Below are 25,497 nucleotides of genomic sequence, written 5' to 3' on the forward strand. Positions count from 1 at the left end.
CTCGTCGGCGACGCGCTCCGCGTGCACGACGAGGCGATGGGTGTTGATGCCGATGGGCGTGCAGGTCACGAGGGAGACGAGGTCGCGACCGTCCTGCACCGCGAGGCGCGAGATGTCGGTCGGCAGCACCACGTCGGAATCTGTCACCCGATACCGCAGGGTGCGCCCGAGGACGTCGACATCGACCTCGTCACCCGGGTGGAGCTTGTCGAGGTCGGAGAGGAGCGTGGCGTCGGGGAGGCCCGAGTGGCCGGTCAGGACCGCGTGCGTCCCCGGCCCGCCGACCGGCAACGACGAGCCGTAGAGGTGACCGAGCCCGCGGTCGAGGACGTCGGGAGTCGATCCATGGAAGACGGGCAGATCCACGGCGATGGCGGGGATGCGCACGCGGGCGATCACGCCGTTCGGGTCGAGGGAGAGCTGCGAGAGGTAGCGCGCGGCGGCGGCATCGACGCCCGGCTTCCCGGCGTCGTCGCCGAAGGGGTCGATGAGCAGGCCCGTGGCCTCGCGGAGGTTGTACTCCCGCGCCGCGGAGAGCGACTGGTCCACGACCTGTCGATCGGCGGCATCGACCACCTGGGCGTATCCCTCGACGACCGTATTGGTGCGGATGAGGTCGAACCAGCTCGCGGTGGGGGGATACATCATCACCGCCACCCCGATGAGGGCGGCTGTGGCGAGCAGCAGATCGTGGCGGGCGCGTCGCGCGCGGGTGCGCAGGGTGCGCGCCGTCCGAGACGGCACCGAGGAGGGCCCCGGCCGCCGACCGGCGTCCGAGACCCTCCCGGTCTTCATGCGAGGGCCGCTCAGGCCCGGCGACGCGCCCGGCGCACCAGCACGACACCGAGGGCGAGCACCACCAGTGCACCTCCGGCCGCGGTGAACGCCGCGCCCGTCGATCCACCGGTGAGCGGGAGGGTGAACGGCGGGATGGGCGAGTCCGCGATGTCGGCGACGTTCGGCGACGTGGTCGATCCGACGGCCACGGTGATCTTCACCGGCTGAGCGAGCTTCTGATACCCGGTGGGGGCCGTGGTCTCGACGAGCCAGTAGTCTCCCGTGCGCAGCCCGGCGACCTGAACGGAACCGTTCGCGCCGGTGGTCGCGCCCGTCACGACGGCCGTCGCGCCCGCGGTGCTCGGGTCGACGGCGTAGACGTCGAAGACGGCGCCGGCCAGCGTCTTGGTGCTGTCGCCGGTCACGTGCTTGACGACGCGCAGGGCACCCCACGTGGAGGGAGTCGGCGTGGAGCTGGTCCCGTGCGTGTGCTGAGGATCGTTGATGTACGCGGTGGCCGTGTTGCTGATGGTGCCGTCACCGATCGAGAGCACGGTGGTGTCGATCTCGACGATCACTTTCGCCGTGCTCGCCACGCCGTTGAGCTTGGCGAGCCCCGAGGCGGTGAGCGAGACGACGACATCGCCGGAGGTTCCGACGGTGGGCGCCGTCAGCGTGTAGTCGCGCGGCGTCGCGAGCGTCGAGGTCGTCGACCCGTCGACGAGCGAGACGGTGGTGCTCGAATAGCCGAGACGACTCTCGAGCGTGTCGCTGATCTCGTAGGACGAGATCGAGGTGCCCGCCGGCGCCTTGGAGACGTCGTTGGTGATGGTCCACGGGAGCGTGTCGCCGATCACGTGCGCTTTGCTCTCGTCGACGGTCTTCGTGAGGCGCGAGACCGCGTTCTTCGGGTAGACGTGCACGTCGTAGTTCCACGCTCCGTTGGCCGGCTGCGGGAGCGCGACCAGGAAGGGGACGGCGGGCGAGACCACCGACGACGTTCCGGGGGCGGTCTCGCGCACGAGGTACAGGCCGATCCCCACGGCGGGGGACGTCAGCGTGATCTCACCCGCGCTGTCGGTGGTGCGGACGATACCCGTGCCGAGCGTGTGCGTGGCCGTCGAGCCGTACACGTCGGCGACGGTCAGCGCGCTCGCGGTCGCCCAGCCCGTGTCGGTCGTGAGGTCGACGTCGGTGACCTTCTGCACCGTGAACTCGACATCCGCAAGCGGGGTACCACCGGGGTTGGCGATCTTCGTTCCGTCGTTCGTGCCGAGGGTGCCGGTCGCGGGCTGCTCGAACTTGTGGATCGTCAGCGAGACCGAGGCGGAGGTGTCGATATCGGCCGACGAGGCGTGAGCCGGTGCGGCCGCGGCCAGGAGTGCGGCCGCCACCCCCGCCGAGGCGAGGAGTCGGAGCCGGCGCGAGAACCGGGTGGTGGTCATAGTCCTTCTGCTTTCTGAGTATCGATGGATGTCGGTGTCGGAGGAGAGGATTCGGAAGCGGATGCCGCCCCGCGGCGACGCCGCGCGCGCACCCACAAGAGGGCGGCCGACGCCATCAGGGCGACCCCGGCGCTCGTGAAGGCGATCGTGCCCGGGCCTCCCGCCGACGGCAGGGCCACGACGCGGGCGTCCCAGATGCGCAGCGTGCGCGAGGCGGTGTCGTAGGAGACGAGCGGGTCGGTGGTGGAGCCGAGGTCGATCGCGCCGTCGGGGTGGGCGGCGTCGTGGCGCACGGCGAAGGCGATGGGGGCGACCAGGGGCGCGTACCCGCTCGGTGCCGCCGTCTCGACGAGCCAGTAGGACCCCGGCGCGATGTCGACGAGGGCGAACCGGCCGGGCTGGGCTCCCGTCTGCAGCACTCCGGAGACGGCGGCTCCGGGATGCCCGTGATCGTCCGCGCGGAGGTCGAACGCCGCGCCGTCGAGGAGTGCGGGCGCTGTCTGTCCGCGGTCGCTGTAGGAGTGCTTCTCGATGTCGAACGTCAGGATGCGCTCGTCGGTCACGTCGGCCGTCGTGACGTCGAGGCGGGAGGCACCGATCGTGAACGAGGTCGACGCGGTGGCGAGGTGGTAGCCGTCGGGCGGCGACTTCTCAGTGAGCGTGTACGTGCCCCAGGACAGACCCGTGACGCGGAACACGCCGGGACGCGCGTCGGTGTCGGCACCGGAGTACCCGGTCTGACCGGTGTTGTCACCGACGTCGACGGAGGTCCCGCTCGGAGCCGTCAGGGTGAAGGTCGCACCCCCGACCACCTTCCCGCTCACCTCATCGGTCTTCCTCCACGTCACCGATCCGGGCTGGTCGGCGTTGGTGAGGGTGCACGTGACGCGCTGACCGTCGGCGATCGCGACTGTCGAGCTGCTCCCCACGGCGACGGTCGTCCCCGACGCATCGGCGCACGACACCGCCTCGAGCACGTACCCCGGCTGCGCCGTCTCGGCCAGCGTGTACGTCGTCGGCTCCACAACGCGCGTCTGCCCGGATGTGAAGGCGAGCGACGTGGTGCCCGCCGTCGCGGAGAGCTGCCAGGTCGACGCGTCGGCGGGCGCGTCATGACGGATGTCGAACGCCTTGACCAGAGTGAGCTTCGGCTTCAGCACGTTCACGAAGGCGCAGCTGACGCGCACTCCCCGATCCGGCGTCGCGGGATTGGTCGGGATAGTGGCCGTTGCCGTCGATCCGCTCCCCGACGAGATGACCCCGGATGCCGACCGGCACGACCACGTCGTTCGGTAGTCGTTCGAATCGGTCGTTCCGGCTGGGTCTTGCACGACGTCGTACGTGGCCTCCGCGAGCACGGGCAGAGGACCGACGACCGCTGGTTGCACTCCCGTCGCGCTGCCCGTGGTCGTGTTCGTCATGGACGTGACCGTGCCGCTGCGGATGGAGAGCGTGAACTGGTCGCTCGGAGCATTGCGGGCGTCGACGCTCACGGTCCCCGTCATCGTCGGCGGGGCCAGACAACTCCCGAGGTCCGTGTTGGAGGAGAGGGAGGTCGTCACCGTGTCCAACTTCGTCCAGGTGGTGGGGTCGAAGCGTGCGACGGTCGTCCCGTTGCTGAGGTAGGCGTTTCCGAGATTGTCGAAGTCCAGACCGTTGGTGCCCGGCAGGCCACCGGCGATGGTCTTCGACGTCGACGCCGGGACTTCGCCTCCCGTGCTGGCCGCCAAACTGGCCGCGGAGACGATGATGAGGTTGGTCGCGTCCCACGAACCGCGGACGATGTAGAGATTCCCGTCGGCGTCGAAGGCGATGTCGCCGTTCGGCTGACCCGAATCGGTGATACCCGTCCAGGCGAACCCGCGGTCGGAGAAGGAGCGCGCATTCGGCGCATACTCGAAGATGCGGAAGCGATATTCCTGGACGCCGGCATGGTCCGCCTTCTCAAACCCACCGAAGTAGAAGTCGCCGGTGTCGAGGTCGAGCGCTCCACCGACGAGGTCGCCCGCGAATGCGGCGATGTAAGAGTCCGACGTGGTGGTGAACGTCTGACCTCGGGCGTCGTACGTCAGGATGCGGGCCTTGTTGTTGCCCCCGTTCCCCCAGCTTCTGTCGTAGGAGTACGCACGGTCGCCACTGGCGGTGATTCCCAAGCCGTTGGCGAAGGGCACCTTCCACGAGCCCATCGACGACGTCGACCCGTCGGGCGCGATCTGGGTGATCTCCCCGGATGACGACACGGCGTACTCGTAGCGGGGAAGGCACTGAAACGGCTTCCACGTCGCCGCGGCCGCGGGGGGCGCGTCGACGACGGTCGCCGCGACCAGTCCGATCACGGCGAACGCGACGACGACGACGGATGCGACGAACCGGCGGATCGCACGGGTGTACGTGGCGGGCATGGTCTCCTCGATGGCGCGGAGGAGCAGACCGAGGATCACGCAGAGGTGCCGCGGAGCGCGTCAGCGCAGCCCCTCGAGGGCAATGATGAAGCCACGCGCGGCCCCCATCCGCTCGGATGGGGGGCTATCTCACGAGGGAGCACGCCCGGTCGTATCGACCCTTCACCCGAACGTCGCCGAGCGTCCCCGCGCGCACTTTCGGGCCGAGGTAAAGCGGGGTTCTGCCGTCACCCGAGCGTGACGGACCCACGTCGCCGCGACCGGGCCTCGACGTGAGTGCCGCCTCCCCATCGGCCGCCGTGGGCCGAAGGAGCGGGAGTCACCAGCCGAAGGCGTTGAACCATTCGCGACGACGACCGGCCTCCGCGCGCGACTCGTCACCGCGCCACGAATCGTGCTGTTCGAGTGTCCGGTCGTCGGTCAGAGCCACGAAAGCCCAGCAGACCGGGCAGACCGCGCGTCCGTCAGGGAACCCGTCGTCGAGCATCGCTGCCGGTTCGGCCGGTGAGCCCGCACCGGGGCACTCGGGCGGATCGGCCTGCAGGTCGCTCCAGAGCAGACGCCCACCGGTGCGGTGGTGAAGGCCCCGGTGCCCGTCCTCACGAGTGCAGATCTCGCCGTTTCGTCGGCTGAGGCACAGCCTCCGGGCGGCGCCCGGGAGCGCTGCCAGTGTTCGCGTCATCCTCCGATTCTCGCCGCTGCGAGCGCAGCGGGGGCAGGTGCGGGATGCGCACGGGGCGGTGGGGTCCGGTGGGGAAAGGTTCGGTGGTCATCGCCGACCACCACCGGTCTGACGAAAAAGCATGTCGACCTCCTGATGCTTCGACTGTCCGCCAATGGGAGCCGTGCGCCGAGGGGGTTGACACCGCACGAGACGGTGCTAGGCATACCCCACGGGGGTATCATCGAGGCATGCACGGATACGAGGGCAACAAGGACGACCTCCTCAAGCGCCTGCGTCGGGCGGAGGGGCAGGTGCGCGGCATCGCCCGCATGGTCGACGATGACCAGTACTGCATCGACATCCTCACGCAGGTGTCGGCGGTCACGAAGGCCCTCGAGAACGTCGCCCTCTCACTCCTGGACGATCATCTCTCGCACTGCGTCGCCGAGGCGGCCGCGCAGGGCGGGCCGGTCGCCGAAGAGAAGTTGAAAGAAGCAAACCAGGCCATCGCGCGCCTGGTCCGTTCCTGAGGAGGACACCATGTCGGAACAGCGCATCGAGCTCGGCCTCACGGCCGCCGCCCCCGCCGGTGGGGGCTGCGGCGACGCCTGCGGGTGCGGCCACGCGGCAGTGGCATCCGCTCCCGCCGCCGCGGCGGCGACGGACGAGTTGCGCGTCGAGGGCATGACCTGCGAGCACTGCGTGCGCGCCGTCACCGAGGAGCTCTCCTCGCTCGTGGGCGTCGGCGTCGTCGACATCGCCCTGCAAGCGGGCGGTACGTCGGTGGTGCGCATCACGCGCACGGAAGACGTCACCGACGACGACCTCGCCGCCGCGATCGACGAAGCGGGTTACTCGCTGGCCCCCTGACGCCGCGAGCGCGAGAGACCGCCGAGGCTCAGAGCACGCGACGCACGAGGGCGTCGACGGCGGAGTGGAACGTGAGGTGCTGTGACACCTCGACCGCGCGGTCGTACCGTGCGCCGCCGAGGGCCACGAACACCGCACCGACGACCTCGACGTATCCGACGATGTAGCCGCCACGGGCGACCTCGTAGAGGTCGAGGTCGATTCGCGTCCAGGGGATCTCGGTGGGCGCCGGTGGGGCGACGACGGTGTCGATGGGGGCCGCCGCGGGCGCCGCGCCGATGAGCGGACCCCGGCGGCTGAGCGGTGCTTCCATGACCATGTGAGAACTCCTTGGCTCGTCCGGGGTGCTCTCAGCGTGCACGCTCTCCCGATGCCTCGTGCCTCCCTTGACGAAACCCTCCGCCGGGGCTACGCGAGCCTTACACCGTAGAGCGGGCGGGCCGACCGCGACGCGGGCGCTCCTCGGACAGACCGAAGGGCACGGCTGCGGCGGTGAGGCGGGCGACCTCGTCGAGCCATCGCAGGTCGGCCTCGAGCCGCGCCTTCCGGGCCGCTCGGACGATCGCCGCGGGAACGGCATCCGCGTCGGCGACCTCTGCGTCGCTCGCGTCCAACGCCGCTCGGACCGCGGCACGCTGCACCGAGAGGATGGCATCGACGTCGGCACCCGGGAGGGTCACGGCGAGCGCGATCTTGAGGGCGACGTCGTCGCGGCCCTCTGCGAGGGAGGCGGTGGTCAGCCAGGCGCGCGCCTCGGCGCGGCCCGCGGCGGTGGGCCGCCACAGCACCCGCGCCTCGTCGTCGACGCCCGCCCCCGCGACGAGCCCGTCGCGCTCGAGTCGCTCGAGGGTCGTGTACACCTGGCCGACGTTCACGCTCGCCCCGGTGCGCCTCTCGTACTCGGCGCGCAGCTGGGAGCCGTAGCAGACGCCGCGATCGAGGATCGCGAGCAGGCTCTGACGCACCGACATGCGGCCTCCGGACCGGTTCGCAGGGAAAAGACTTTCCCGGTAAGTCTCAGCGTAGACCGACGAGGTGGTTCGACGCCGAATCATCGCCGGGCGGCGCGGGAGGGCCCGGCGTAGCATGTGGTCTGACCACATAATCCGGTTCGATCGGAGGCTCCCGATGGAGTGGCTCGACCCCCTGGCTCTCGCCCGCTGGCAGTTCGGGTTGACGACCCTGTACCACTTCCTCTTCGTTCCGCTGACGCTGGGGATGTCGCTGATCGTGGCGGTCTTCCAGACCGTTTGGTACCGCACCGGCGACGTGCGATGGCTGCACCTCACCCGCTTTTTCGGGAAGATCTTCCTCATCAACTTCGCCATGGGCGTGGTGACCGGCATCGTGCAGGAATTCCAGTTCGGCATGAACTGGTCGGCCTACTCCCGCTTCGTCGGCGACGTCTTCGGCGCCCCGCTCGCGTTCGAGGGCCTTCTCGCCTTCTTCCTCGAGGCGACGTTCATCGGCCTGTGGATCTTCGGGTGGGACAAGCTCCCCCGTCTCGCCCACCTCGCGAGCATCTGGATGGCCTCCATCGGCGCGACACTGTCGGCGTACTTCATCATCGCGGCGAACGCGTTCATGCAGAATCCCGTCGGGTATCAGATGTCGGCCGAGGGTCACCGCGCCGAGCTCGTCGACTTCTGGGCGCTGCTGACCAACCCCGTCGCCCTCGCCGCCTTCCCGCACACGATCTTCGCCGGCTGGATGTTCGCCGCCATGGTCGTGGTCGCGGTGTCGGCCTGGCACATGGCCCGCGGACGCAACACCGACATGATGCGCAAGACCTTGCGGTTCGGCCTGTGGGCGACCGTGGTGTCGTTCGTGCTCGTCGCGATCGTCGGCGACCAGCTGAGCCTGGTCATGGTCGCGACCCAGCCGATGAAGATGGCCGCCGCCGAGGCGACGTTCAACACGGTCTGCGGACAGGACGCGTCGTTCTCGATCTTCACCCTCGGCACCCCCGACGGGACGAGCGAACTGTTCTCGATCCGCGTTCCGTTCCTGCTCAGCATCCTGTCGACGCACTCGCTCGACGGCTGCGTCGAGGGGATCAACGACCTGAACACGCTGTACAGCCAGGAGATGTTCCCGCAGTTCGCCGACCAGGTCGACGGCAACTTCGCCCCCGTGCTGTGGGTCACGTACTGGGCCTTCCGCTGGATGATCGCGCTCGGCGGCATCGCGGCGCTCGTCAGCGTCGTCGGCCTGTGGGTCACGCGCAAGAACGCGAAGCGCCCCGTCGCCGGCTGGATGTGGCGGATCGCGATCTGGGCGGCTCCGCTGCCCATGCTCGCGAGCCTGGTGGGCTGGGTGTTCACCGAGATGGGCCGCCAGCCGTGGATCGTCTTCGGTCTCATGCTCACGCAGGACGGCGTCTCGCCCAGCGTCCCGGGGTGGAGCGTGCTCGTCTCGCTCGTCGCCTTCACGCTCGTCTACCTGAGCCTTGCGATCGTCGAGTTCGGTCTCATCGTGAAGTTCGCGCAGAAGGGTCCCGACCCCCTGCCCGACCCGGATGCCGAGCGCGACGACTCCGTCGAGAACACGCCGACCACGGTCTACTGAGAACGCAGGAGAACATCATGGATCTCGCACACCTCTGGTTCTGGATCGTCGCCTTCCTCTTCGTCGGCTACTTCGTGCTCGACGGGTTCGATTTCGGCGTCGGCATGTCGATCCCCTTCCTCGGCAAGGACGACATCGCCCGCCGCCAGATCATCAACACCATCGGGCCCGTGTGGGACCTCAACGAGACGTGGGTGATCGTCGCCGGCGCGGCGCTGTTCGCCTCGTTCCCCGAGTGGTACGCCACGCTCTTCAGCGGGTTCTACCTCCCGCTGCTGGTGATCCTGCTCGCGCTCATCGCTCGCGGGGTGTCGTTCGAGTACCGCCATCAGCGCGACTCGCTGCGGTGGAAGCGCTCGTTCGACCGCATGATCGTGGCAGGGTCCGCCCTCCCCGCGTTCCTGTGGGGCGTCGCCTTCGCGAACATCGTGCAGGGCGTGCCACTGGATGCCGACCACGAATACGCCGGCACCGTGCTGACGCTGCTGAATCCCTACGGCATCCTGGGCGGGCTCACGACCCTGCTGCTGTTCTTCACGCACGGCGTGTACTTCGTCGCACTCAAGACCGACGGCCAGGTGCGCGCCGACGCCCGGCGCCTGGCGGGTCGGGCCGGTCTGATCACGATCGCCCTCGCGGCCGTCTTCCTGGGGTGGACCGTCGCCCGGTCCACGCAGGCGCCCCTGTTCCTCGGCGTCGTGGCGCTGTCGGGTGTCGCCGCACTCGCCCTCATCGGCTCGTGGGTCGCCAACTCCCGCGACCGCGAGGGAACCGCGTTCGCCCTCGGGGCCGTGACGATCGTGTCGGCCGTGGCCGCGCTGTTCTTCGCGCTGTTCCCCAACGTGATGCCCTCGACCCTCGACGGGGGCGCGAGCCTCACGATCGACAACGCCTCGAGCACCGACTACACGCTCACCATCATGAGCTGGGCGGCGCTCATCTTCCTGCCGCTGATCCTGGCCTACCAGGGCTGGACGTACTGGGTGTTCCGCAAGCGCGTCACCCGCGCCCGGATCGAGAAGGCCGCGCTCGTCGCGCACTGATCCCCGGACCCACCCATGAAACCCGTCGACCCCCGCCTCCTGCGGTACGCGAGCGCCTCGCGCGGCTACTTCGTCGTCACCGCGGCGATCGTGCTCGCGCAGGCGGGCGTGATCGTCGGCTTCGCCGGGGCGCTCACGCACGCACTGGTGGGGGCGATCGAGGGGCGGCCGCTCGCCGAGCTGTGGGGATACGTGGGCATCGCGGCATCCCTCGCCGCGCTCCGGGGGCTGCTGATCGCCGCCTCCGAGCGCACCTCGGCCCGCGGGGCGGCGGCGGCGTCGGCGCAGCTGCGCGAGGCGCTCATCGCCGCGGTGACGCGGCTCGGACCGCGCTGGCTCGGTGCGCGCAACACCGCCGCCCTCGCGGTGACGGCCGGACACGGTCTCGAGGCGCTCGACGCGTACTTCGGCCGCTACCTGCCTCAGCTGGTCGCCACCGCGATCACGATGCCGATCCTGATCGGTGCGATGACCCTCGCCGACCCGCTCTCCGGTCTGACCGTGGTGCTGACGATCCCGCTCATCCCGCTGTTCATGGTGCTGATCGGCCTGGCCACACGCGGGGTGCAGCAGAAGCAGTACCGCACGCTGGGCCGGCTCGCGGCGCGCTTCGCCGACACCGTCGACGGACTCGGGACCCTGAAGGCCTTCGGTCGCCAGCACCGTGCCGCCGACTCCATCGAAGCGGTGACGCGCGACTACAAGCGCGAGACGATGACCGTCCTGCGTGTGTCGTTCCTCTCGGGCTTCGCGCTGGAGTTCCTGGCATCCATCTCGGTCGCCATCATCGCCGTGACGATCGGGTTCCGCCTGCTCGCCGGCGACCTCTCGCTGCTGGTGGGGCTGTTCGTTCTCCTGCTCGCGCCGGAGGCGTACCTGCCGCTGCGGCAGGTGGGGGTGCAGTTCCACGCCGCGAGCGAGGGAGTCGCCGCGACGGAGGAGATCTTCGACGCCCTGGACGCTGCCCGCACGACCCCCGACGCGGATGCCGAGACCCCGGCGCGCGGATCCGTCCTCACGCTCGACCGCGTGCGCGTGCGGCGGGAGGGGCACGTGCTGCCGGAGGTGTCGCTGTCGGTCGAGCCGGGCGAGATCGTGCTGGTGACCGGCCCGAGCGGTGTCGGCAAGTCGTCGCTGATCGCGGCGGTGCTGGGTTTCGCGGAGTACGACGGCTCGGTGCGCATCGACGGCGCCCCAGTTTCGCACGCGCGCGGCGCGGTCGCCTGGGCGGGCCAGCGACCGGGGCTCGTGACCGGCTCGGTCGCCGACAACGTCGCTCTCGGCTGCGCGCCCGATCCCCGGCGCGTCACCGCGGCGCTGGCCGACGCGGGGGCGGCGGATCTCGACCCCGGAACGGTGCTCGGGGCCGCCGGCGCCGGGCTCTCGGGCGGCGAGGCCCAGCGCGTCGCCGTCGCCCGCGCCCTGTACCGGGTCCGCGTCACGGGGGCGCCGCTCCTCCTGCTCGACGAGCCGTCGAGCGCCCTGGATGCCACGACCGAGGCGCACCTGTGGACGACCCTCCGCCGCGAGGCCGACGCCGGCCGCGGCGTGCTGCTGGTGTCGCACCGTCTTTCCGCGCGGGCGATCGCGGACCGCGTGGTCGAGCTGCGGCGCGGGTCCGGAGGCTTCGACAGGCTCAGCCTCCTCCGTCCCGACCCCGCAACCGAGGTCCCTGAGCCTGTCGAAGGGACCGGGAGCTTCGTTCCCGAGAGGAGTCACCCGTGAACGGGCGCGTGCGCGGCATCCTGCGCTCGGCGATGCCGTCGCGGCGGCGGTTCGCCCCGGCGCTGCTCGCCGGCTTCGGTACGGCGGCCAGTGCCGTGGCTCTGCTCGCGGCGAGCGCGTGGCTCATCGCCCGCGCGGCGGAGCAGCCGCTGGTGATGTACCTGTCGGTCGCCGTGGTCGGGGTGCGCGCGTTCGCGCTGTCGCGCGGGGTGTTCCGTTACCTCGAACGTCTCAGCGGCCACGATGCGGCGCTGCATCAGCTCGCGGGGGTCCGCGCCGACCTGGTGCGCGACCTCGTGCCGCTGGCCCCCGACGGCCTCGCGCGCTCTCGCCGCGGCGGGCTGCTCTCAAGCGTCGTCGACGACGTCGAGGAGCTTCAGAACCTCCCGCTGCGCGTGGTGCTCCCGCTCGTGACGGCGGCGACCACCGCGCTGGCCGCCGTCGTGTTCACGGCGTTCGTCTCGTGGCCCGCCGCGCTCGCGATGCTGGTCTGCCTGCTCGCGGCGTTCGCCGTATCGGTGGCGGTCGGCTGGGCCGCGGGCGCTCGCGCGGAGCGTTCGATCGCGCCGCTGCGCACCGCCGTCGCCGACGCCGTGCACGACCTGCTCACGAATCTCGACGTGCTGACCGCGTACGCAGCGGTGGATGCCGCCCGCGCTCGCGTCCGCTCCGCCGATGCCGCCCTGCGCCGGGCGCTGGTGCGCCGCGGAGGCGCCCAGGGACTGACCTCGGGCGCCGTCTCGGTGCTCGCCGGCGTCGCCTCTCTCGCGGCGCTGCTGGTCGCCGCCCCGGCCGTGACCGGGAACGACCTGACGGGTCCGGGGCTCGCCGTCGTCGTGCTGCTGCCGATGGCCGTGTTCGAGGTGTTCGGACCTGTCCCCCTCGCGCTCGCGTCCTGGCGGCAGGTGCGCGCCGCCGCAGAGCGGATCGCGGATGCCGTGCCCGAGCGCATTCCCGACGGCCTCCCCCGCGACGAGCCCGCACCGACGGGCCGGGCGCCCGCGCTCGGCGAGGGGATCGAGCTCCACGGTGTCGGGGCGCGGTGGCCGGCACGATCGGACTCCGACGCAGACGCCGGACGGCTGGAAGACGTCGACCTGCGGGTCGGCCCCGGCGAGCGCGTGCTCGTCACCGGCCCGAGCGGAGCGGGCAAGACGACGCTGGCGCACGTGCTGGTGCGCTTCCTCGACTACGAGGGATCGTTCCGCATCGGCGGCGTCGACGCGCGCGGACTCTCGGGAGACGACCTGCGCCGCACGATCGGTCTGATCGAGCAGTCGCCGTACCTGTTCGACGAATCGATCCGGCAGAACCTCCTCTTCGCCCGCGACACCGCCACCGACGCCGACCTGTGGGTGGTGCTGTCGCGCGTGGGCCTGGCCGATTGGGCCCGGGAGCGCGGTGGTCTCGACGCCCGCGTGGGCGATCGCGGCGGGCTCGTCTCCGGCGGGCAGGCCCAGCGCCTCGCCCTCGCCCGGGCGTTGCTGCGCGGCTTCCCCGTGCTCGTGCTCGACGAGCCCACGGCGGGCGTCGACCCCGCGGCATCCGATGCCCTGCTAGCCGATCTGCTGGGGGCCGTCCATCGCGATCAGGCGGTGGTGCTCGTGTCGCACGTCGACGTCCCCGCGGGGCTGGTCGATCGCGAGGTGCGGCTGGAGGGCGGGCGCGTCGTCGCGGACTGAGCCACCGCAGGCCCCCGCCTCGCGCCGCGATCGACCCGGCCGAGTGTCCCGGACACGCCGGGAAACGCGAAGTCCAGCGGCGCGTCCTGGACACTCGACGGAGAGGAACCCGCTCAGGATGCCGCGACGAAGCGCACGCGGTCCGGAGGAACGCTCCATCGCACCGTGTCACCGGGGCGGAGCGCCGCGGCCTCGGCCGCCGGCACCTCGGCGACGCCGGAGTCCATCACGACGCGCACCCCCGTCGGCGTGGGCTCGAGGTGCGACACCGTCGCCGTGGCCCCCTCGCCGAGCCGCGCGTCGGCTGCGCGGAAGACCGCGGCCAGCGCACGCCCCTCGGTCGACGCGAGGGCGAGGGAGGCGGCATCCGTCGAGGTCAGCCGCAGCCCCTCCCGCACGAAGTCCCCGCGCTGCGCCGCGCCCACGAGCCGCTCCACACCCGCGATCTTCGCCGCGACCTCGGTCGCCGGGGCCGCGAGCACCTCGGGCACCGGCCCGTCCTGCGTCACCCGGCCCCGCTCGACGATGAGCAGCCGGTCGGCGAGGGCCGCGGCATCCACCGCGTCGTGCGTCACGGCGATCGTGGTCACCCCGGCCAGCCGATCGCGCAGCATCGAGCGGATCTCGGACGCCGTCACGGCGTCGAGCGCGACGAGCGGCTCGTCGAGCAGCACCACCCGCGGTTGCGCGGCGAGAGCCCGCGCCACGGCGACGCGCTGCTGCTCCCCGCCCGACAGCTGGGCGGGCCGACGCTCCCCCGTGTCGGGCAGCCCCACGCGGCGGAGCCAGTCGTCGGCATCCGCACGGGCCATGGATGCCGGCACCCCGGCGGAGCGCGGACCGAAGGCGACGTTCTCGCGCGCCGTGAGGTGCGGGAACAGTCGCGCGTCCTGACTCAGGAGCACGATGCCGCGGTGCATGGGGGCGGTGCGCAGACGCGGCGCACGATCGAGCACGCGCGCGTCGACGGCGATCTCACCCTCGTCCAGAGGAGTGAGTCCCGCGAGGGCGGTGAGCAGCGTCGACTTGCCCGCGCCGCTGCGGCCCATCACGGCGATGGTCTCCCCCGGGGTCGCATCGAGGGCGACGTCGACGGTGAAGTCGCGACGGCGCACGACGACGCGGGCGCGCAGGGCGGCGGCATCCGGCAGCGGCATGCGCCCGTCGCGCGACGCGGTGGTGCCGGCATCGCGCGGTCCGGGGCTCCCTCGGCGCCCACCCGCTTCGTCGGCGTCGCGCCGATCACGTCCGGGCTTGCCGGCATCCGGAGTCGTCATCGCCCCACCCCCGGGCGCCAGCCCCGCACCAGCAGCAGCACCGCGACGGCGGTCACCAGCAGCAGCAGCGACAGCGCGACAGCGGCGCCCTGCGAGACGCCCGCCCCGTTGAAGGCGGTGTAGATCGCGAGCGGCATGGTCTGCGTGACGCCGGGGCGGTTGCCCGCGAAGAGCGCCGTCGCCCCGAACTCCCCGATCGCGCGCGCGAAGCACAGCACGACTCCCGCGACGATGCCCGGCGCCGCCAGCGGCAGCGTGATGCGCCGCAGGATCGTCGCGCGCGACGCGCCCAGCGAGGCGGCCGTGCGCTCGAACTCCACGCCGGTGCTGCGCAGGGCGCCCTCGACCGCGAGCACGAGGAACGGCAGCGCCACGAACACCTGCGCCAGCACGACCGCCGCGGTGGTGAACGGCAGACCGAGGACGCCGAGCGCCCCGTTGCGCCCGAACAGGTAGAGCAGGGCCACGCCCCCCACCATCGGCGGGAGCACGAGGGGAACGGTCACGAGCGCGCGCAGCACCGCCGCGAGCCGCGCGGGGCTGCGGGCGATCACGAGGGCGAGGGGGATGCCGACGACCGCGCACACCACGGTCGCCAGAGCGCCGGTGCTCAGCGACAGGCCGAGAGCCGACAGGGCCGCGGGAGACGTGACATCGCTCCAGAGCGTCCCCCACTCCACCCGGGCGACGAGCGCCGTCAGCGGAACGAGGAGGAAGAGGAGCCCCGCGACGGCCGGCACGACGAGCCAACGCGGGACGAAACCGCCCGTCACGGCGCTCGGAAACCCGCGTCGCCGAGGATCCTCTGCCCCTCGTCCGAGAGCACGAACGCGACGAAAGCGGCGGCGGCGTCAGGGTTCGGGGCCTCGGACAGTGCGGCGATCGGGTAGCGGTTGACCACGGCATCCGCCCCCGCGGGCACGATCGCCTCGACGTCGTCGCGACCGACCACGTCGGTGGCGTAGACCAGGCCCGCGTCGGCCTCGCCGGCGGCGACCTTCGTGAGCACCGCTGTGACGTTCTGCTCGGCGCTCGCGGGGGTCACGGCGACCCCGGCGTTCGACAGCAGCGTCTGCGAGGCAGCTCCGCACGGCACCTCGGGGGCGCAGAGCACCGTCGTGACCCGCGCGAGGTCGGCGAGGCCCTGCACGCTCCCGGGGTTGCCCGTCGGCACGGCGATGACGAGGGTGTTGCCCGCGAAGATCCGCGGATCGGGCGCCTGCGCGGCGACCTTCGCCATGTTCTTCTCGTCCGCCGAGGCGAAGACGTCGGCGGGCGCCCCCTCGCCGATCTGCGTGGCGAGCGTGCTCGAGCCGTCGTAGACCGGGGTGACCGTGATGCCGGGGTTCTGCTCCTCGAACGCCCGCGCGATCTCGTCGAACGACCGCTGCAGCGAGGCCGCGGCGTAGACCTCCACGGTTCCGGACGGGCCGTCGGCGGATGCCGCGGGGGCGGGCGACGTGCCCGCGCACCCGGCCAGGAGGGCGGCGACGGCGACGACGGTGAGCAGACGGAGGGGGCGGGACATGGCATCCTTTCGGCGACGCCGGCGGGCCGCCGCTCCAGTATTCCGTATAAGCGGACTCATGGCCGCGTTAATACCGAATGTGCGGATAAAGCGAGGGGTGGATCAGCGGGTCCTGGCATGGCGACCGCCCACCGGGTAGGAACGGGGGGTGCGAGGAACGACGTGAGCGACCTGACCAGCCTGGGCGATTTCCTGCAGCGCCGACGCGAAGCCCTTCAGCCGGAGGACGTGGGGCTCGCACGAGGCGTGCGCCGTCGTACGGCGGGGCTGCGCCGCGAGGAAGTCGCGCTGCTGAGCCACATGTCGACCGACTACTACGCGCGCCTCGAACGGGGCACCGGCCCCACCCCGTCGGAGCAGATGCTGACCGCTCTCGCCCAGGGGCTGCACCTGAGCCTCGCCGAACGCGATCACCTGTTCCACCTCGCGGGCCACCGGCCTCCCCTGCGCCACGCGGGCACCGAGCACATCAGCCCCGGCATGCTGCGCGTCCTCGACCGCCTCGACGACACCCCCGCCGAGATCGTCACGGAGCTGGGCGAGACCCTTCGCCAGAGCCGCCTGGGTGTCGCGCTGCTGGGGGATGCCACGCTGCGATCGGGGCCCGCCCGCAGCATCGGATACCGCTGGTTCACCGATTCGTCGGCGCGTGCCGCCTACCCGCCCGAGGAACAGGCGACGCTGTCGCGCGTCTACGCGGCGGGTCTCCGCGAGCTCGTCGCCGCTCGCGGACCCGACTCGCAGGTCGCCGCCCTGGCCGACGACCTGCGCGTGCGCAGCGACGAGTTCGCCGCTCTCTGGCTCGCTCACGAAGTCGGCGCGCGACCGCCCGCGATCAAGCGCTTCCTCCACCCCGAGGTCGGCCGCCTCGAGCTGTCATGCCAGACCCTGGTCGACCCCGACCATGCGCACCGCCTGCTCGTGTACACGGCGCAGCCGGGGAGCGAGAGCGCCGAGAAACTGCGGCTGCTCGCGGTGATCGGAGCCCCCGGCGGCCGCTGAGGGGTGGATCCCCGGCGGGCGAGCACCGCGGGCGGGCCGCGCAGACGGTGAGCCCGCTGCGCCCGGGCACCGCCGGTCGCCGAGGGGTGGATCGTCGATCAGCGGCTGAGCGGGCACTGGCCGCCCGGCACCCGGGGGCGCGAGCATCGAGGCACTCCACGAAAGGACCGCCCATGTCTCCCGATTCCCCCCGCCCCCTCCGCGGTCGGCTGGCCGTCGTCACCGGGGCCAGCGACGGCATCGGCACCGTCATCGCGACGCGGCTCGCCTCGCTCGGCGCCGAGGTGGTGCTGCCCGTCCGCTCCCCCGACAAGGGCCGCCGTGCGCTCGACGCCCTGCGCAGGGAGGTCCCGGATGCCGTCGCCTCGACGCGCGCGCTGGACCTCGCCAGCCTCGACTCGGTGGACGCTCTGGCCGCAGGCCTCCGCGAGGAAGGTCGCCCGATCCACCTGCTCGTCAACAATGCCGGCGTCATGACCCCTCCCCGCAGGCAGGAGACCGCCGAGGGGTTCGAGCTGCAGTGGGGCACGAACCACCTGGGTCACGCGGCGCTCACCCTCGCCCTGCTCCCGGTGCTGCGCGCGGGCACAGCGCGCGTGGTGCACCAGACGAGCATCGCCGCACGGCGCGGACGCTTCGACCCCGACGTCATCTCCGCCACCCCCTACGACGCCATGGCGTCGTACGTGCAGTCGAAGATCGCGATCGGACTCTTCGCCCGCGAGCTCCACGCGCGCAGCCGGGCCGAGGGCTGGGGGCTCACCAGCACGCTCGCTCACCCGGGCGTCTCGCCGACCAACCTCCTCGCGGCGCAGCCCGGCGTGGGCCGCGAGCGCGAACTCGGAGCGCGCCGTGTCATCCGGCTGTTGACCCACCTGCGCATCACCGGCACCGTGGCATCCGCCGCCGAACCCGCCGTGCTCGCGGCGACGGCGCCGCTTTCGGACGGCACGTTCTTCGGCCCGTCGCGCCTCATCGGCGGCCCCGCGCGGGCGAGCGAACCGTGGGAGCCCTTCCGCTCCGCCGACGACGCCCGGCGGGTGTGGGCACTGACGCACGAGGCCATCGGGCCGCGCTTCACACCGTGATGACCGGGGCGCCCGGTCTCAGCCCCGGGGCGCCTCCACCGTCACGACCGTCGCCTTGACCGAGGCGACCGCGAGCGAGCCGGGCTCCACCGCGAGGTCCCGCGCGGCCTCGGCCGACATGAGCGAGACCACCCGGTGCGGGCCGCACTGCAGATCGACCTGCGCCATGAGGCCGTCGATCTGCACGCGCGTGACGATGCCGGTGAAACGGTTCCGTGCGCTCGAGGAGACCCCCGTGGGGTCGTCCGGCTCGTCGGCGAGCGCGACCGCGCGTTCGGCGAGGGCGGCGCCGGGGATCTCGACCGGCGACGCCCCCGTCGTGGGCAGCGTCCCCTGATCGATCCAGCGCCGCACCGTGTCGTCGCTGACCCCGAGCAGACGGGCGGCGGTGGCGATACGGAAGGTGTTCGGCATGCGACGACCGTACCCGTCGGCGCCGTGCGCCGAGACAGCATCCTGCTGACAAGTCGGCGACACCCTGCAACCGAGTCGTCAGCAGCATGCCGTCTCACGGCGGCAGGCGTCACCGGCTCCGCACCGCCGGTGACGCCGGAACAGCGCTGCGCGCCACCCGCGCCCGCGGCGGCACCCCGATGCAGGTCGCGGTCCCGGCGGCGTCCGCCCGCGGTGAGATCCGCACCCACGCGCCGGACCGCCCTCACCCCTCCGCGCTCGCCTAGGCTCGACCTATGGATGCCGAGGACGCGAGCACGACGCGACGACCGGTCGCCGTGCCCCTCGGCGCGACCGTGACCGCCTCGGGCGCGACGGCGCTGCCCGCCACCGGCGCCCCCGCAGGCCCGAGCGCGGGGCGCACGTCCCACGCGACCGCGCTCCCCGCCACCGGCACCCCGCGCGGAAAAGCCTCGCACGAAGGCGCCCCGCGCGAGGGCGGCCTGCTCGACCGCTTCGGCCGCGTCGCGACCGACCTGCGCGTCTCGGTCATCGACAAGTGCAACCTGCGCTGCACGTACTGCATGCCGGCCGACGGGATGCCGTGGCTCCCGCAGACGCAGCTCATGAGCGCCGACGAGATCCGCCGCATCGTGCGGGTCGCCGTCCGCTCGCTCGGCGCCGAGGAGCTGCGCATCACCGGCGGCGAGCCCCTCGTGCGCAAGGATCTCGAGCACATCATCGCCGGCATCCGCGCCGACGCCCCCGATCTGCCCATCTCGATGACCACGAACGCCGTCGGCCTCGACCGGCGCGCCCAGGCGCTCAAGGATGCGGGCCTGACCCGCCTGAACGTCTCGCTCGACACCCTCCACCCCGAGACGTTCGCCGAGCTCACCCGGCGCCCGCACCTCGACAAGGTGCTCGCGGGTCTGCAGGCCGCTCGCGCAGCAGGCCTCGGGCCGATCAAGATCAACGCGGTCCTGCTCGCGGGCGTCAACGACACCGAGATCGTGCCCCTCGTCGACTGGGCCGTGTCGAACGGCTTCGAGATGCGCTTCATCGAAGACATGCCCCTCGACGGCGACCGCTCGTGGAGCGCCACGAACGTCATCCCCGCTCGCGACATCCGCGCCGCCATCGAAGAGGCCTTCACGCTCACCGCCGACCCGCGCGGCCGCGGAGCCGCTCCCGCCGAGCGCTGGGAGGTCCGCCGCCCCGGCGAGACCGCCGTGGCCGGGCACGTCGGCATCATCTCCTCGGTCACCGAACCCTTCTGCGCCGCCTGCACGCGCACGCGCGTGACAGCCGACGGCAAGGTGCGCTCGTGCCTGTTCTCGCACGAGGAGACAGATCTGCTCACGGCCGTCCGCGACGGCGCCGACGACGAGGGCATCGCCCAGATCTGGCGGGATGCCATGTGGGCCAAGCCCCGTGCGCACGGCTCCGACCGCGTCGGTCTCGCGCGTGCCGACTTCGTCCAGCCCGAGCGCACCATGAGCGCGATCGGCGGATGAGGCCGCTCGTCGAGCCGGTGGCATCCCTCGCCCCGGAAGAGCTGATCCGCACCGCTCGCCATGCCGTCCTCGCGGCCATCGGCGAAGAGGGACAGCGGAGGATCGCGGCCGCCCGCATCGCCGTGATCGGCGCCGGCGGGCTCGGGTCCCCCGTGCTGCTCGCCCTCGCCGCCGCCGGGGTGGGCGAACTCGTGATCATCGACGACGACACGGTCGAGCGCACCAACCTGCAGCGGCAGCTCGCGCACCGCGTCGACGACATCGGCACCGCGAAGACCGCCTCCGCCGCGCGCGCCGTGCGTGATCTCTCGCCGCTGACCGTCGTCCATGAGCGAACGGTACGGCTGACCTCCGACAACGCCGTCGCGCTGCTCGACGGCGCTCACCTCGTGATCGACGGCAGCGACACCTTCGACACGCGCGAGGCCGTCGCCGCCGCCGCCGAGCATCTCGGCATCCCCCTCGTCTGGGGTGCGGTGCAGGAGTGGGCCGCGCAGGTGACGGTGTTCTGGTCGGCCCCGCCCGAGGGGCACTCCCCCGTCGTGCTCGGCGATCTGTTCCCGACGGGGTCCGCCGGCGAACCGCCGACGTGCGCCCAGGTGGGCGTGCTGGGATCGCTGTGCGTGCAGGTCGGCGGCCTGCTCGCCACCGAGGCGATCAAGCTCGTGACCGGCGCCGGAGAACCGCTGCTGGGCCGCCTCGTCGTGATCGACGCGCTGCGCGCCCGCCACGACGTGATCCCGCTCACCCCGGCCGCCCGCCCCGCGGCCGGATCCTGACCACGGAGGCCCCGATGACCGAGCTGCGCACCGTCGAACAGCACCGCGACCGCGTGCTCGCCGCCGTGTCGCTCCTGCCCGCCGAGAGGGTCGCCCTCGCCGACGCGGCCGGACGCACGCTCGCCGAACCCGTTCTCGCGGCGCACGATCTGCCCGGCTTCGACAACTCGTCGATGGACGGTTTCGCCGTGCGTTTCTCCGACGTCGCGGGAGCGGATGCCGAGAACCCGGCGACCCTTCGAGTGGTCGCCGATCTGCCCGCCGGCACGACCGACGACCCCGCGCTCGCGCCCGGTGAGGCCGCCCGCATCATGACGGGAGCGCCGGTCCCCGCCACGGCCGACGCGATCGTGCCGTTCGAAGACACCGCGGGCGGCCTCGCCGACTCGCTGGGCACCGTGACCGTGCGTCGCTCCCCCGCCGGAGAGGGGGCGTTCATCCGCCGCCGGGGCGGCGACACGCGCGCCGGTGACACGGTGCTCTCAGCCGGGGAGCGTCTCGGCCCCCTCGCCCTCGCCGCCGCGGCCGCCGCCGGGGTGGATGCCGTGAGCGTCACCCGCCGCCCGCGCGTCGCCGTGGTGTCGACCGGCAGCGAGCTCGTGGCGCCGGGCACCGCGCCCGGCAGAGGGCAGACCCCCGACTCCAACGCCACTCTGCTCGCGGCGCTCGTCGACGGCGCCGATGCCGACCTCGAACTCGTCGACCGCGTCGGCGACGATCCCGCCGGCATCGAGACCGTGCTCGACCGAGCGTCGCGCGCCGACGTCGTCGTGTTCACCGGCGGCGTCAGCGCCGGCGCCTACGAACCGGTACGCCTCGCCCTCAGCGACCGCATCGCGTTCGAGAAGGTGTCGATGCAGCCCGGCAAGCCGCAGGCGTTCGGGGCACTCCCCGACGGACGGCTGGTGTTCGGGCTGCCCGGCAACCCCGTGAGCGTCGCCGTCTCGTTCGAGGTCTTCGTCCGCCCGGCGCTGCTGGCGCTGCAGGGCCGCGCGGTCATCGATCGACGCCTCGCCCGGCTCACGGCATCCGAGACCTGGACGACACCGCCCGGCCGACGGCAGTACCTCCCCGCGGCGGTCGACCTCGTCGCGGGCACCGTCCGCCCGGCCACCGCCGGCGGCTCCGGCTCGCACCTCGCGGCCTCTCTCGCCCGTGCCGAGGCGTTCGCGATCGTCCCGGCCGAGGTGTCCACCGTGTCGGTGGGCGACGTCGTCGATGTCATGCTGATCCCATGACCTTCACCCACCTGGATGCCGCGGGCCACGCCCGCATGGTCGATGTCACGCAGAAGCAGCCCACCGTCCGCACCGCCACCGCACGCGGGTTCGTGCGCTGCGCGCCCGAGGTCGTCGCGGCGCTCCGCGACGGCACCGCCCCCAAGGGCGACGTGCTCGCCGTGGCGCGGATCTCCGGCATCCAGGCCGCCAAATCCACCCCCGCACTGCTCCCCCTCGCTCACGTCATCGGGGTGCACCGCGCCTCGGTCGACCTCCGGATCACCGACGCCGGCGTCGAGATCGAGGCCACCGTCGGCACGGCCGACCGCACCGGCGTCGAGATGGAGGCGCTCACGAGCGTCTCGGTGGCAGCCCTCGCGGTGGTCGACATGGTGAAGGGCCTGGACAAGGGCACCTCGATCGAGAACGTGCGCATCGTGTCGAAGACCGGCGGCAAATCGGGCGACTGGCATCGTCCCGGCGAGTCCGGCACGGCGGTGACCGCATGAGCGTGCGGGTGCGCTACTTCGCCGCGGCCGCCGACGCCGCGGGGACCGACGCCGAGGACCGCGCCGAGCCGACCCTCGCGGCACTGCGCTCCGGGGTCGTCGCGGACCACCCCGCTCTCGGCGGGATCCTCGACCGCTGCGCCGTGCTCGTCGACGGCACCCGTCATGACGACGACGCCGCGCTCGACGGCGTCACGCACGTCGACGTTCTGCCGCCCTTCGCCGGGGGCTGAGCCCGCCTCGCCTCACCTCGGCTCGAGGCGCGCAACCGGCCCCGGTGCCCGGCCGTCTCTAGCCGCCCAGGCCCTTCCACTCCGTCGTGCCGTCGGCCTCGACCTGCCGCTTCCACACGGGCAAGTCGGTCTTGATCGTCTCGATGACCGTGCGGCACACCTCGAACGCGGCAGCCCGGTGACCGGATGCCACGGCGATGACGACCGCGGCCTCGCCCACCTCGAGTCGCCCGACACGGTGACTGACGGCGACGATGGCGTCGGTGCCGGCGGCGGCGTCGGCGGCGATGCGGTGCAGGGTCTGCTCGGCGTCGGGGTGCGCGCTGTACTCCAGGGCGACGACGGCATCGGAGGCGTCGGGATCGGTGTCGCGCACGCGACCGACGAAGGTGGTCACGGCCCCCGACGAGGAGTCCTCGACGGCGTCGAGGTGCAGGTCGAGGTCGAGGGGCTGCTCCGACAGGCGGGCGATGCGGACGGCGCTCATGAGTGGTCTCCTCCGGCGAGCTGGTCGAGGACGTGCGGGGCGAGCTCCGCGACGACGGCGATCCCGGATGCCACGGCACGCGTCGATCCGGGGAGATTGACGACGAGGACACCGGGGTCGACGATCCCGGCCAGCCCGCGCGAGATCACCGACAGAGGGGTGTCGGCGAGTCCTCGACGGCGCAGCTCCTCGGCGATCCCGGGAAGCTCGCGGTCCAGGACGCGGCCGGTGCCCTCGGGCGTGCGGTCGGTCGGCGCGATCCCGGTGCCGCCGGTGGTGACGATGAGCCCCGGCCCCTGGGCGACGAGGTCGCGAAGAGCGGACTCGACGCTGTCGGCCCCGTCGGGCACGACGAGGGGCTCGTCGCAGGAGAAGCCGGCCTCCTGCAGCAACGACACCGCGAGCGGACCCCCGCGGTCTTCGCGCAGTCCCGCGGCGGAGCGATCGGAGACGGTCAGGACGCGGGCGTGATGAGGCACGTGGTTCAGCCTAGGCCGCCGTCGTTGGGATGGGCTCTCCGGCCGCGCCGCCCCGGCGGCTGCATCGCGCCCCCGTCGCGGCCTGACCGTCGTCCGCGCTCACGGGCCCCGCCTCACGCCGAGGGGGCCGCGGTGGTCTCGACCTCGGCGATCTCCGGGGCGATGCGTCCCGCTTTCGCCTTCGGCGCGAGGTCCTCCCGCTGCACGTGCTCGGCGGCCGCGGTGATGCGCCGCGCCATGCCGCTGAAGATCAGGCCGTGGAACGGCAGCACCGAGAGCCAGTAGAGGCGACCGGCGAGGCCCGTGGGGAAGAACAGTGCGCGCTGGTCGAAGCGAGCCCCCTCACCCTCCGGCGTGGCGCGCAGTTCGAGCCACGCTCCCCCGGGCACCTTCATCTCCGCCCGCAGACGCAGCAGGTGGCCCGGCTCGATGGCCTCGACCCGCCAGAAATCGAGCGCATCGCCGACGGTGACGACCGAGCGACTGCGCCGACCGCGGGCGAGGCCGACCCCGCCGACCAGCCGGTCCATCCAGCCGCGGATCGCCCACAGCAGTGGCGACGAGTACCACCCGTTCTCGCCGCCGATGCCCTCGATCACCGACCAGAGCTGCGCGGCGCTGGCCTTCGTGGTCATCGTGCGGACATCGGTGTAGACGAGCCGCCCCGCCCACTCGGGGTCGCTCGGCAGCGGGTCGCTCGGAGCGCCCGACACCTCGGCATCCTGCCAGCTGGTCTCGATGGCGTCGTCGTTCACCCGGCCGAGCGCCCGACGCACGGCCTCGCGATACGGCAGCAGGCCGCCCTCGGGGCGCGGGACGAGATCGTCGATCGCGCGGTCCTTCACGACGCAGTCGTTCTGCAGCGACTCCACCAGCGGGCGCGCGATCGACTTCGGAATCGGGGTGACGAGGTTGACCCAGTGCGAGGCCAGGCGCGGGGTGAGCACGGGAAGAGAGGCGATGGCCCGCTGCGGGAGACCGGCCTCCATGGCGTAGCCGTTCATCATCTGCCCGTACCGCAGAACGTCGGGCCCGCCGATGTCGACGGCGCGGTTGACGTTCGGCGCGACGCGGGCGGCTCCGAGCAGGTAGTGCAGCACGTCGCGCACCGCGATCGGCTGGATATGGTTGCGCACCCATTTGGGCGCCGGCATGTACGGCAGCACGTCGGTGAGGTGGCGCACCATCTCGAACGACGCCGAGCCCGACCCGATCACCACGCCGGCCTGCAGCACGAGGGTCGGCACCCCGCTGTGCAGCAGGATGTCGCCCACCTCCACCCGCGAACGCAGGTGCGCCGACAGGGTGGCGTCGTCGGGGTGCAGGCCGCCCAGGTAGATGATGCGCGACACGGATGCCGCGGCGGCGGCGTCGGCGACGGTCTGCGCGGCGACGCGGTCGGTCGCCTCGAAGTCGCGCGCGCTGCCCATCGAGTGGATGAGGTAGTAGAGCACGTCGACGCCCTCGACGGCGGCGCGCACGGCCTCGCGGTCGGTGGCGTCACCGGCCGCGATCTCGACCTCATCGCCCCACGGGAACGCTTCGACACGGCGCGGATCCCGCGCGAGGACGCGCACGCGGTAGCCCGCCGACAGCAGTCGGGGAACGAGCCGTCCGCCCAAGTAGCCGGTCGCCCCCAGGACGAGGGCGCGGGGGGCCGACCCGTCGGGTCGGGGCTGCGCGACGAGGGCGGGTTCGCGGCCGGTGGGGGCGGAGAGCTCGGTCATGCCCGACACGGTACGCCGGGCCTCCGACATCTCCGGGGGCTTGACGAGAGGCACCGTGCGGTCGGCGGCCACGGCCGGTAGC

At 72.4% G+C, this 25,497-nt stretch carries 25 protein-coding genes and 1 pseudogene; 13 read left to right on the forward strand and 13 right to left on the reverse strand.

All coding sequences use genetic code 11. The features are described 5' to 3' along the window. Positions 1-18: 18 nt before the first annotated feature. From AB0230_RS08075 to AB0230_RS08090, 4 genes and pseudogenes are all read right to left on the reverse strand, one after another. A pseudogene (locus AB0230_RS08075) lies at positions 19-795 on the reverse strand (class C sortase); the annotation flags it as partial. Between the two features lie 11 nt (positions 796-806). Then, entirely contained in the window at positions 807-2,222 is a 1,416-nt protein-coding gene (locus tag AB0230_RS08080) for a SpaH/EbpB family LPXTG-anchored major pilin (RefSeq protein ID WP_366375051.1), read from the reverse strand. Beyond that, on the reverse strand, positions 2,219-4,663 hold the full coding sequence (locus AB0230_RS08085) for a SpaA isopeptide-forming pilin-related protein (RefSeq protein WP_366375053.1): 2,445 nt from the start codon (positions 4,661-4,663) through the stop codon (positions 2,219-2,221). Before AB0230_RS08085 ends, AB0230_RS08080 begins: the two co-directional genes overlap by 4 nt. Positions 4,664-4,943: 280 nt before the next feature. Then, entirely contained in the window at positions 4,944-5,306 is a 363-nt protein-coding gene (locus AB0230_RS08090) for a hypothetical protein (RefSeq protein WP_315994974.1), read from the reverse strand. Between the two features lie 230 nt (positions 5,307-5,536). Here AB0230_RS08090 and AB0230_RS08095 point away from each other — a divergent pair, with 230 nt between their 5' ends. Beyond that, entirely contained in the window at positions 5,537-5,818 is a 282-nt protein-coding gene (locus tag AB0230_RS08095) for a metal-sensitive transcriptional regulator (protein WP_055956168.1), read from the forward strand. Positions 5,819-5,828: 10 nt separating this feature from the next. Next, on the forward strand, positions 5,829-6,158 hold the full coding sequence (locus AB0230_RS08100; protein ID WP_366375055.1) for a heavy-metal-associated domain-containing protein: 330 nt from the start codon (positions 5,829-5,831) through the stop codon (positions 6,156-6,158). A gap of 28 nt (positions 6,159-6,186) precedes the next feature. Here the strand turns inward: AB0230_RS08100 and AB0230_RS08105 are convergent, their stop codons facing one another. After that, positions 6,187-6,477 (reverse strand): hypothetical protein, encoded by a 291-nt coding sequence (locus AB0230_RS08105; protein WP_363578384.1) that lies wholly within the window; start codon positions 6,475-6,477, stop codon positions 6,187-6,189. 100 nt (positions 6,478-6,577) lie between these two features. Beyond that, positions 6,578-7,129 carry a helix-turn-helix transcriptional regulator gene (locus AB0230_RS08110; RefSeq protein ID WP_366375057.1) on the reverse strand — a complete coding sequence of 184 codons (552 nt, stop codon included), beginning with the start codon at positions 7,127-7,129 and terminating at the stop codon, positions 6,578-6,580. 157 nt (positions 7,130-7,286) lie between these two features. Here AB0230_RS08110 and AB0230_RS08115 point away from each other — a divergent pair, with 157 nt between their 5' ends. From AB0230_RS08115 to cydC, 4 genes are read left to right on the forward strand one after another with little or no spacing between them, the layout of a single operon-like run. Further along, positions 7,287-8,726: a cytochrome ubiquinol oxidase subunit I gene (locus AB0230_RS08115; protein WP_366375059.1), complete on the forward strand. Its 1,440-nt coding sequence runs from the start codon at positions 7,287-7,289 to the stop codon at positions 8,724-8,726. Between the two features lie 17 nt (positions 8,727-8,743). Next, complete coding sequence (gene cydB / locus AB0230_RS08120) at positions 8,744-9,769, forward strand: cytochrome d ubiquinol oxidase subunit II (protein ID WP_366375061.1); 1,026 nt, start codon at positions 8,744-8,746, stop codon at positions 9,767-9,769. 15 nt (positions 9,770-9,784) lie between these two features. Beyond that, positions 9,785-11,494 (forward strand): thiol reductant ABC exporter subunit CydD, encoded by a 1,710-nt coding sequence (gene cydD, locus AB0230_RS08125; RefSeq protein ID WP_315994980.1) that lies wholly within the window; start codon positions 9,785-9,787, stop codon positions 11,492-11,494. After that, positions 11,491-13,176, forward strand: coding sequence for a thiol reductant ABC exporter subunit CydC (gene cydC, locus AB0230_RS08130; RefSeq protein ID WP_366375063.1), 1,686 nt, complete (start codon positions 11,491-11,493; stop codon positions 13,174-13,176). The genes cydD and cydC overlap by 4 nt, the downstream gene beginning before the upstream one ends. 113 nt (positions 13,177-13,289) lie before the next feature. Here the strand turns inward: cydC and AB0230_RS08135 are convergent, their stop codons facing one another. The 3 genes from AB0230_RS08135 to modA are packed head-to-tail and all read right to left on the reverse strand — an operon-like array spanning position 13,290 to position 15,981. Beyond that, positions 13,290-14,453 (reverse strand): ATP-binding cassette domain-containing protein, encoded by a 1,164-nt coding sequence (locus AB0230_RS08135; RefSeq protein WP_363390233.1) that lies wholly within the window; start codon positions 14,451-14,453, stop codon positions 13,290-13,292. Then, entirely contained in the window at positions 14,450-15,226 is a 777-nt protein-coding gene (gene modB, locus AB0230_RS08140; RefSeq protein ID WP_315994983.1) for a molybdate ABC transporter permease subunit, read from the reverse strand. The genes AB0230_RS08135 and modB overlap by 4 nt, the downstream gene beginning before the upstream one ends. Continuing rightward, positions 15,223-15,981 carry a molybdate ABC transporter substrate-binding protein gene (gene modA, locus AB0230_RS08145; protein ID WP_315994984.1) on the reverse strand — a complete coding sequence of 253 codons (759 nt, stop codon included), beginning with the start codon at positions 15,979-15,981 and terminating at the stop codon, positions 15,223-15,225. The genes modB and modA overlap by 4 nt, the downstream gene beginning before the upstream one ends. Before the next feature lie 162 nt (positions 15,982-16,143). Between modA and AB0230_RS08150 the strand changes: the two genes are divergently transcribed. Together AB0230_RS08150 and AB0230_RS08155 are read left to right on the forward strand one after the other, a co-directional pair. Further along, positions 16,144-16,983, forward strand: a complete 840-nt coding sequence (locus AB0230_RS08150; protein WP_363390240.1) for a helix-turn-helix transcriptional regulator — start codon at positions 16,144-16,146, stop codon at positions 16,981-16,983. Between the two features lie 173 nt (positions 16,984-17,156). Further along, entirely contained in the window at positions 17,157-18,071 is a 915-nt protein-coding gene (locus AB0230_RS08155) for an SDR family oxidoreductase (protein ID WP_366375067.1), read from the forward strand. 18 nt (positions 18,072-18,089) lie between these two features. Here AB0230_RS08155 and AB0230_RS08160 read toward each other — a convergent pair whose 3' ends face one another. Continuing rightward, entirely contained in the window at positions 18,090-18,485 is a 396-nt protein-coding gene (locus AB0230_RS08160) for a TOBE domain-containing protein (protein ID WP_315994987.1), read from the reverse strand. Positions 18,486-18,760: 275 nt separating this feature from the next. On the opposite strand from AB0230_RS08160, the gene moaA reads away from it, so the two are divergent. Genes moaA through AB0230_RS08185 form a run of 5 tightly spaced genes read left to right on the forward strand, consistent with a single transcriptional unit; the run spans position 18,761 to position 22,722 of the window. Continuing rightward, entirely contained in the window at positions 18,761-19,981 is a 1,221-nt protein-coding gene (moaA, locus tag AB0230_RS08165; protein ID WP_315994988.1) for a GTP 3',8-cyclase MoaA, read from the forward strand. Beyond that, on the forward strand, positions 19,978-20,760 hold the full coding sequence (locus tag AB0230_RS08170) for a HesA/MoeB/ThiF family protein (RefSeq protein WP_366375069.1): 783 nt from the start codon (positions 19,978-19,980) through the stop codon (positions 20,758-20,760). Before moaA ends, AB0230_RS08170 begins: the two co-directional genes overlap by 4 nt. 14 nt (positions 20,761-20,774) lie before the next feature. Further along, on the forward strand, positions 20,775-21,998 hold the full coding sequence (glp, locus tag AB0230_RS08175; protein WP_366375071.1) for a gephyrin-like molybdotransferase Glp: 1,224 nt from the start codon (positions 20,775-20,777) through the stop codon (positions 21,996-21,998). After that, complete coding sequence (gene moaC / locus AB0230_RS08180) at positions 21,995-22,489, forward strand: cyclic pyranopterin monophosphate synthase MoaC (RefSeq protein WP_366375073.1); 495 nt, start codon at positions 21,995-21,997, stop codon at positions 22,487-22,489. Before glp ends, moaC begins: the two co-directional genes overlap by 4 nt. Next, positions 22,486-22,722, forward strand: coding sequence for a MoaD/ThiS family protein (locus AB0230_RS08185; protein WP_315994992.1), 237 nt, complete (start codon positions 22,486-22,488; stop codon positions 22,720-22,722). The genes moaC and AB0230_RS08185 overlap by 4 nt, the downstream gene beginning before the upstream one ends. Positions 22,723-22,780: 58 nt before the next feature. Here AB0230_RS08185 and AB0230_RS08190 read toward each other — a convergent pair whose 3' ends face one another. The 3 genes from AB0230_RS08190 to AB0230_RS08200 all read right to left on the reverse strand — a co-directional run bounded on the left by AB0230_RS08190 (position 22,781) and on the right by AB0230_RS08200 (position 25,415). After that, positions 22,781-23,209 carry a molybdenum cofactor biosynthesis protein MoaE gene (locus tag AB0230_RS08190; RefSeq protein WP_315994993.1) on the reverse strand — a complete coding sequence of 143 codons (429 nt, stop codon included), beginning with the start codon at positions 23,207-23,209 and terminating at the stop codon, positions 22,781-22,783. Further along, a complete protein-coding gene (locus AB0230_RS08195) occupies positions 23,206-23,688 on the reverse strand; it encodes a MogA/MoaB family molybdenum cofactor biosynthesis protein (RefSeq protein WP_366375076.1) in 483 nt (160 codons plus the stop codon). Before AB0230_RS08195 ends, AB0230_RS08190 begins: the two co-directional genes overlap by 4 nt. Before the next feature lie 113 nt (positions 23,689-23,801). After that, a complete protein-coding gene (locus AB0230_RS08200; protein ID WP_315994995.1) occupies positions 23,802-25,415 on the reverse strand; it encodes an SDR family oxidoreductase in 1,614 nt (537 codons plus the stop codon). Positions 25,416-25,497 lie beyond the last annotated feature (82 nt).

The organism is Microbacterium sp. NPDC089190 (genome assembly GCF_040701795.1).
Classification (GTDB): Bacteria; Actinomycetota; Actinomycetes; order Actinomycetales; family Microbacteriaceae; genus Microbacterium; species Microbacterium galbum.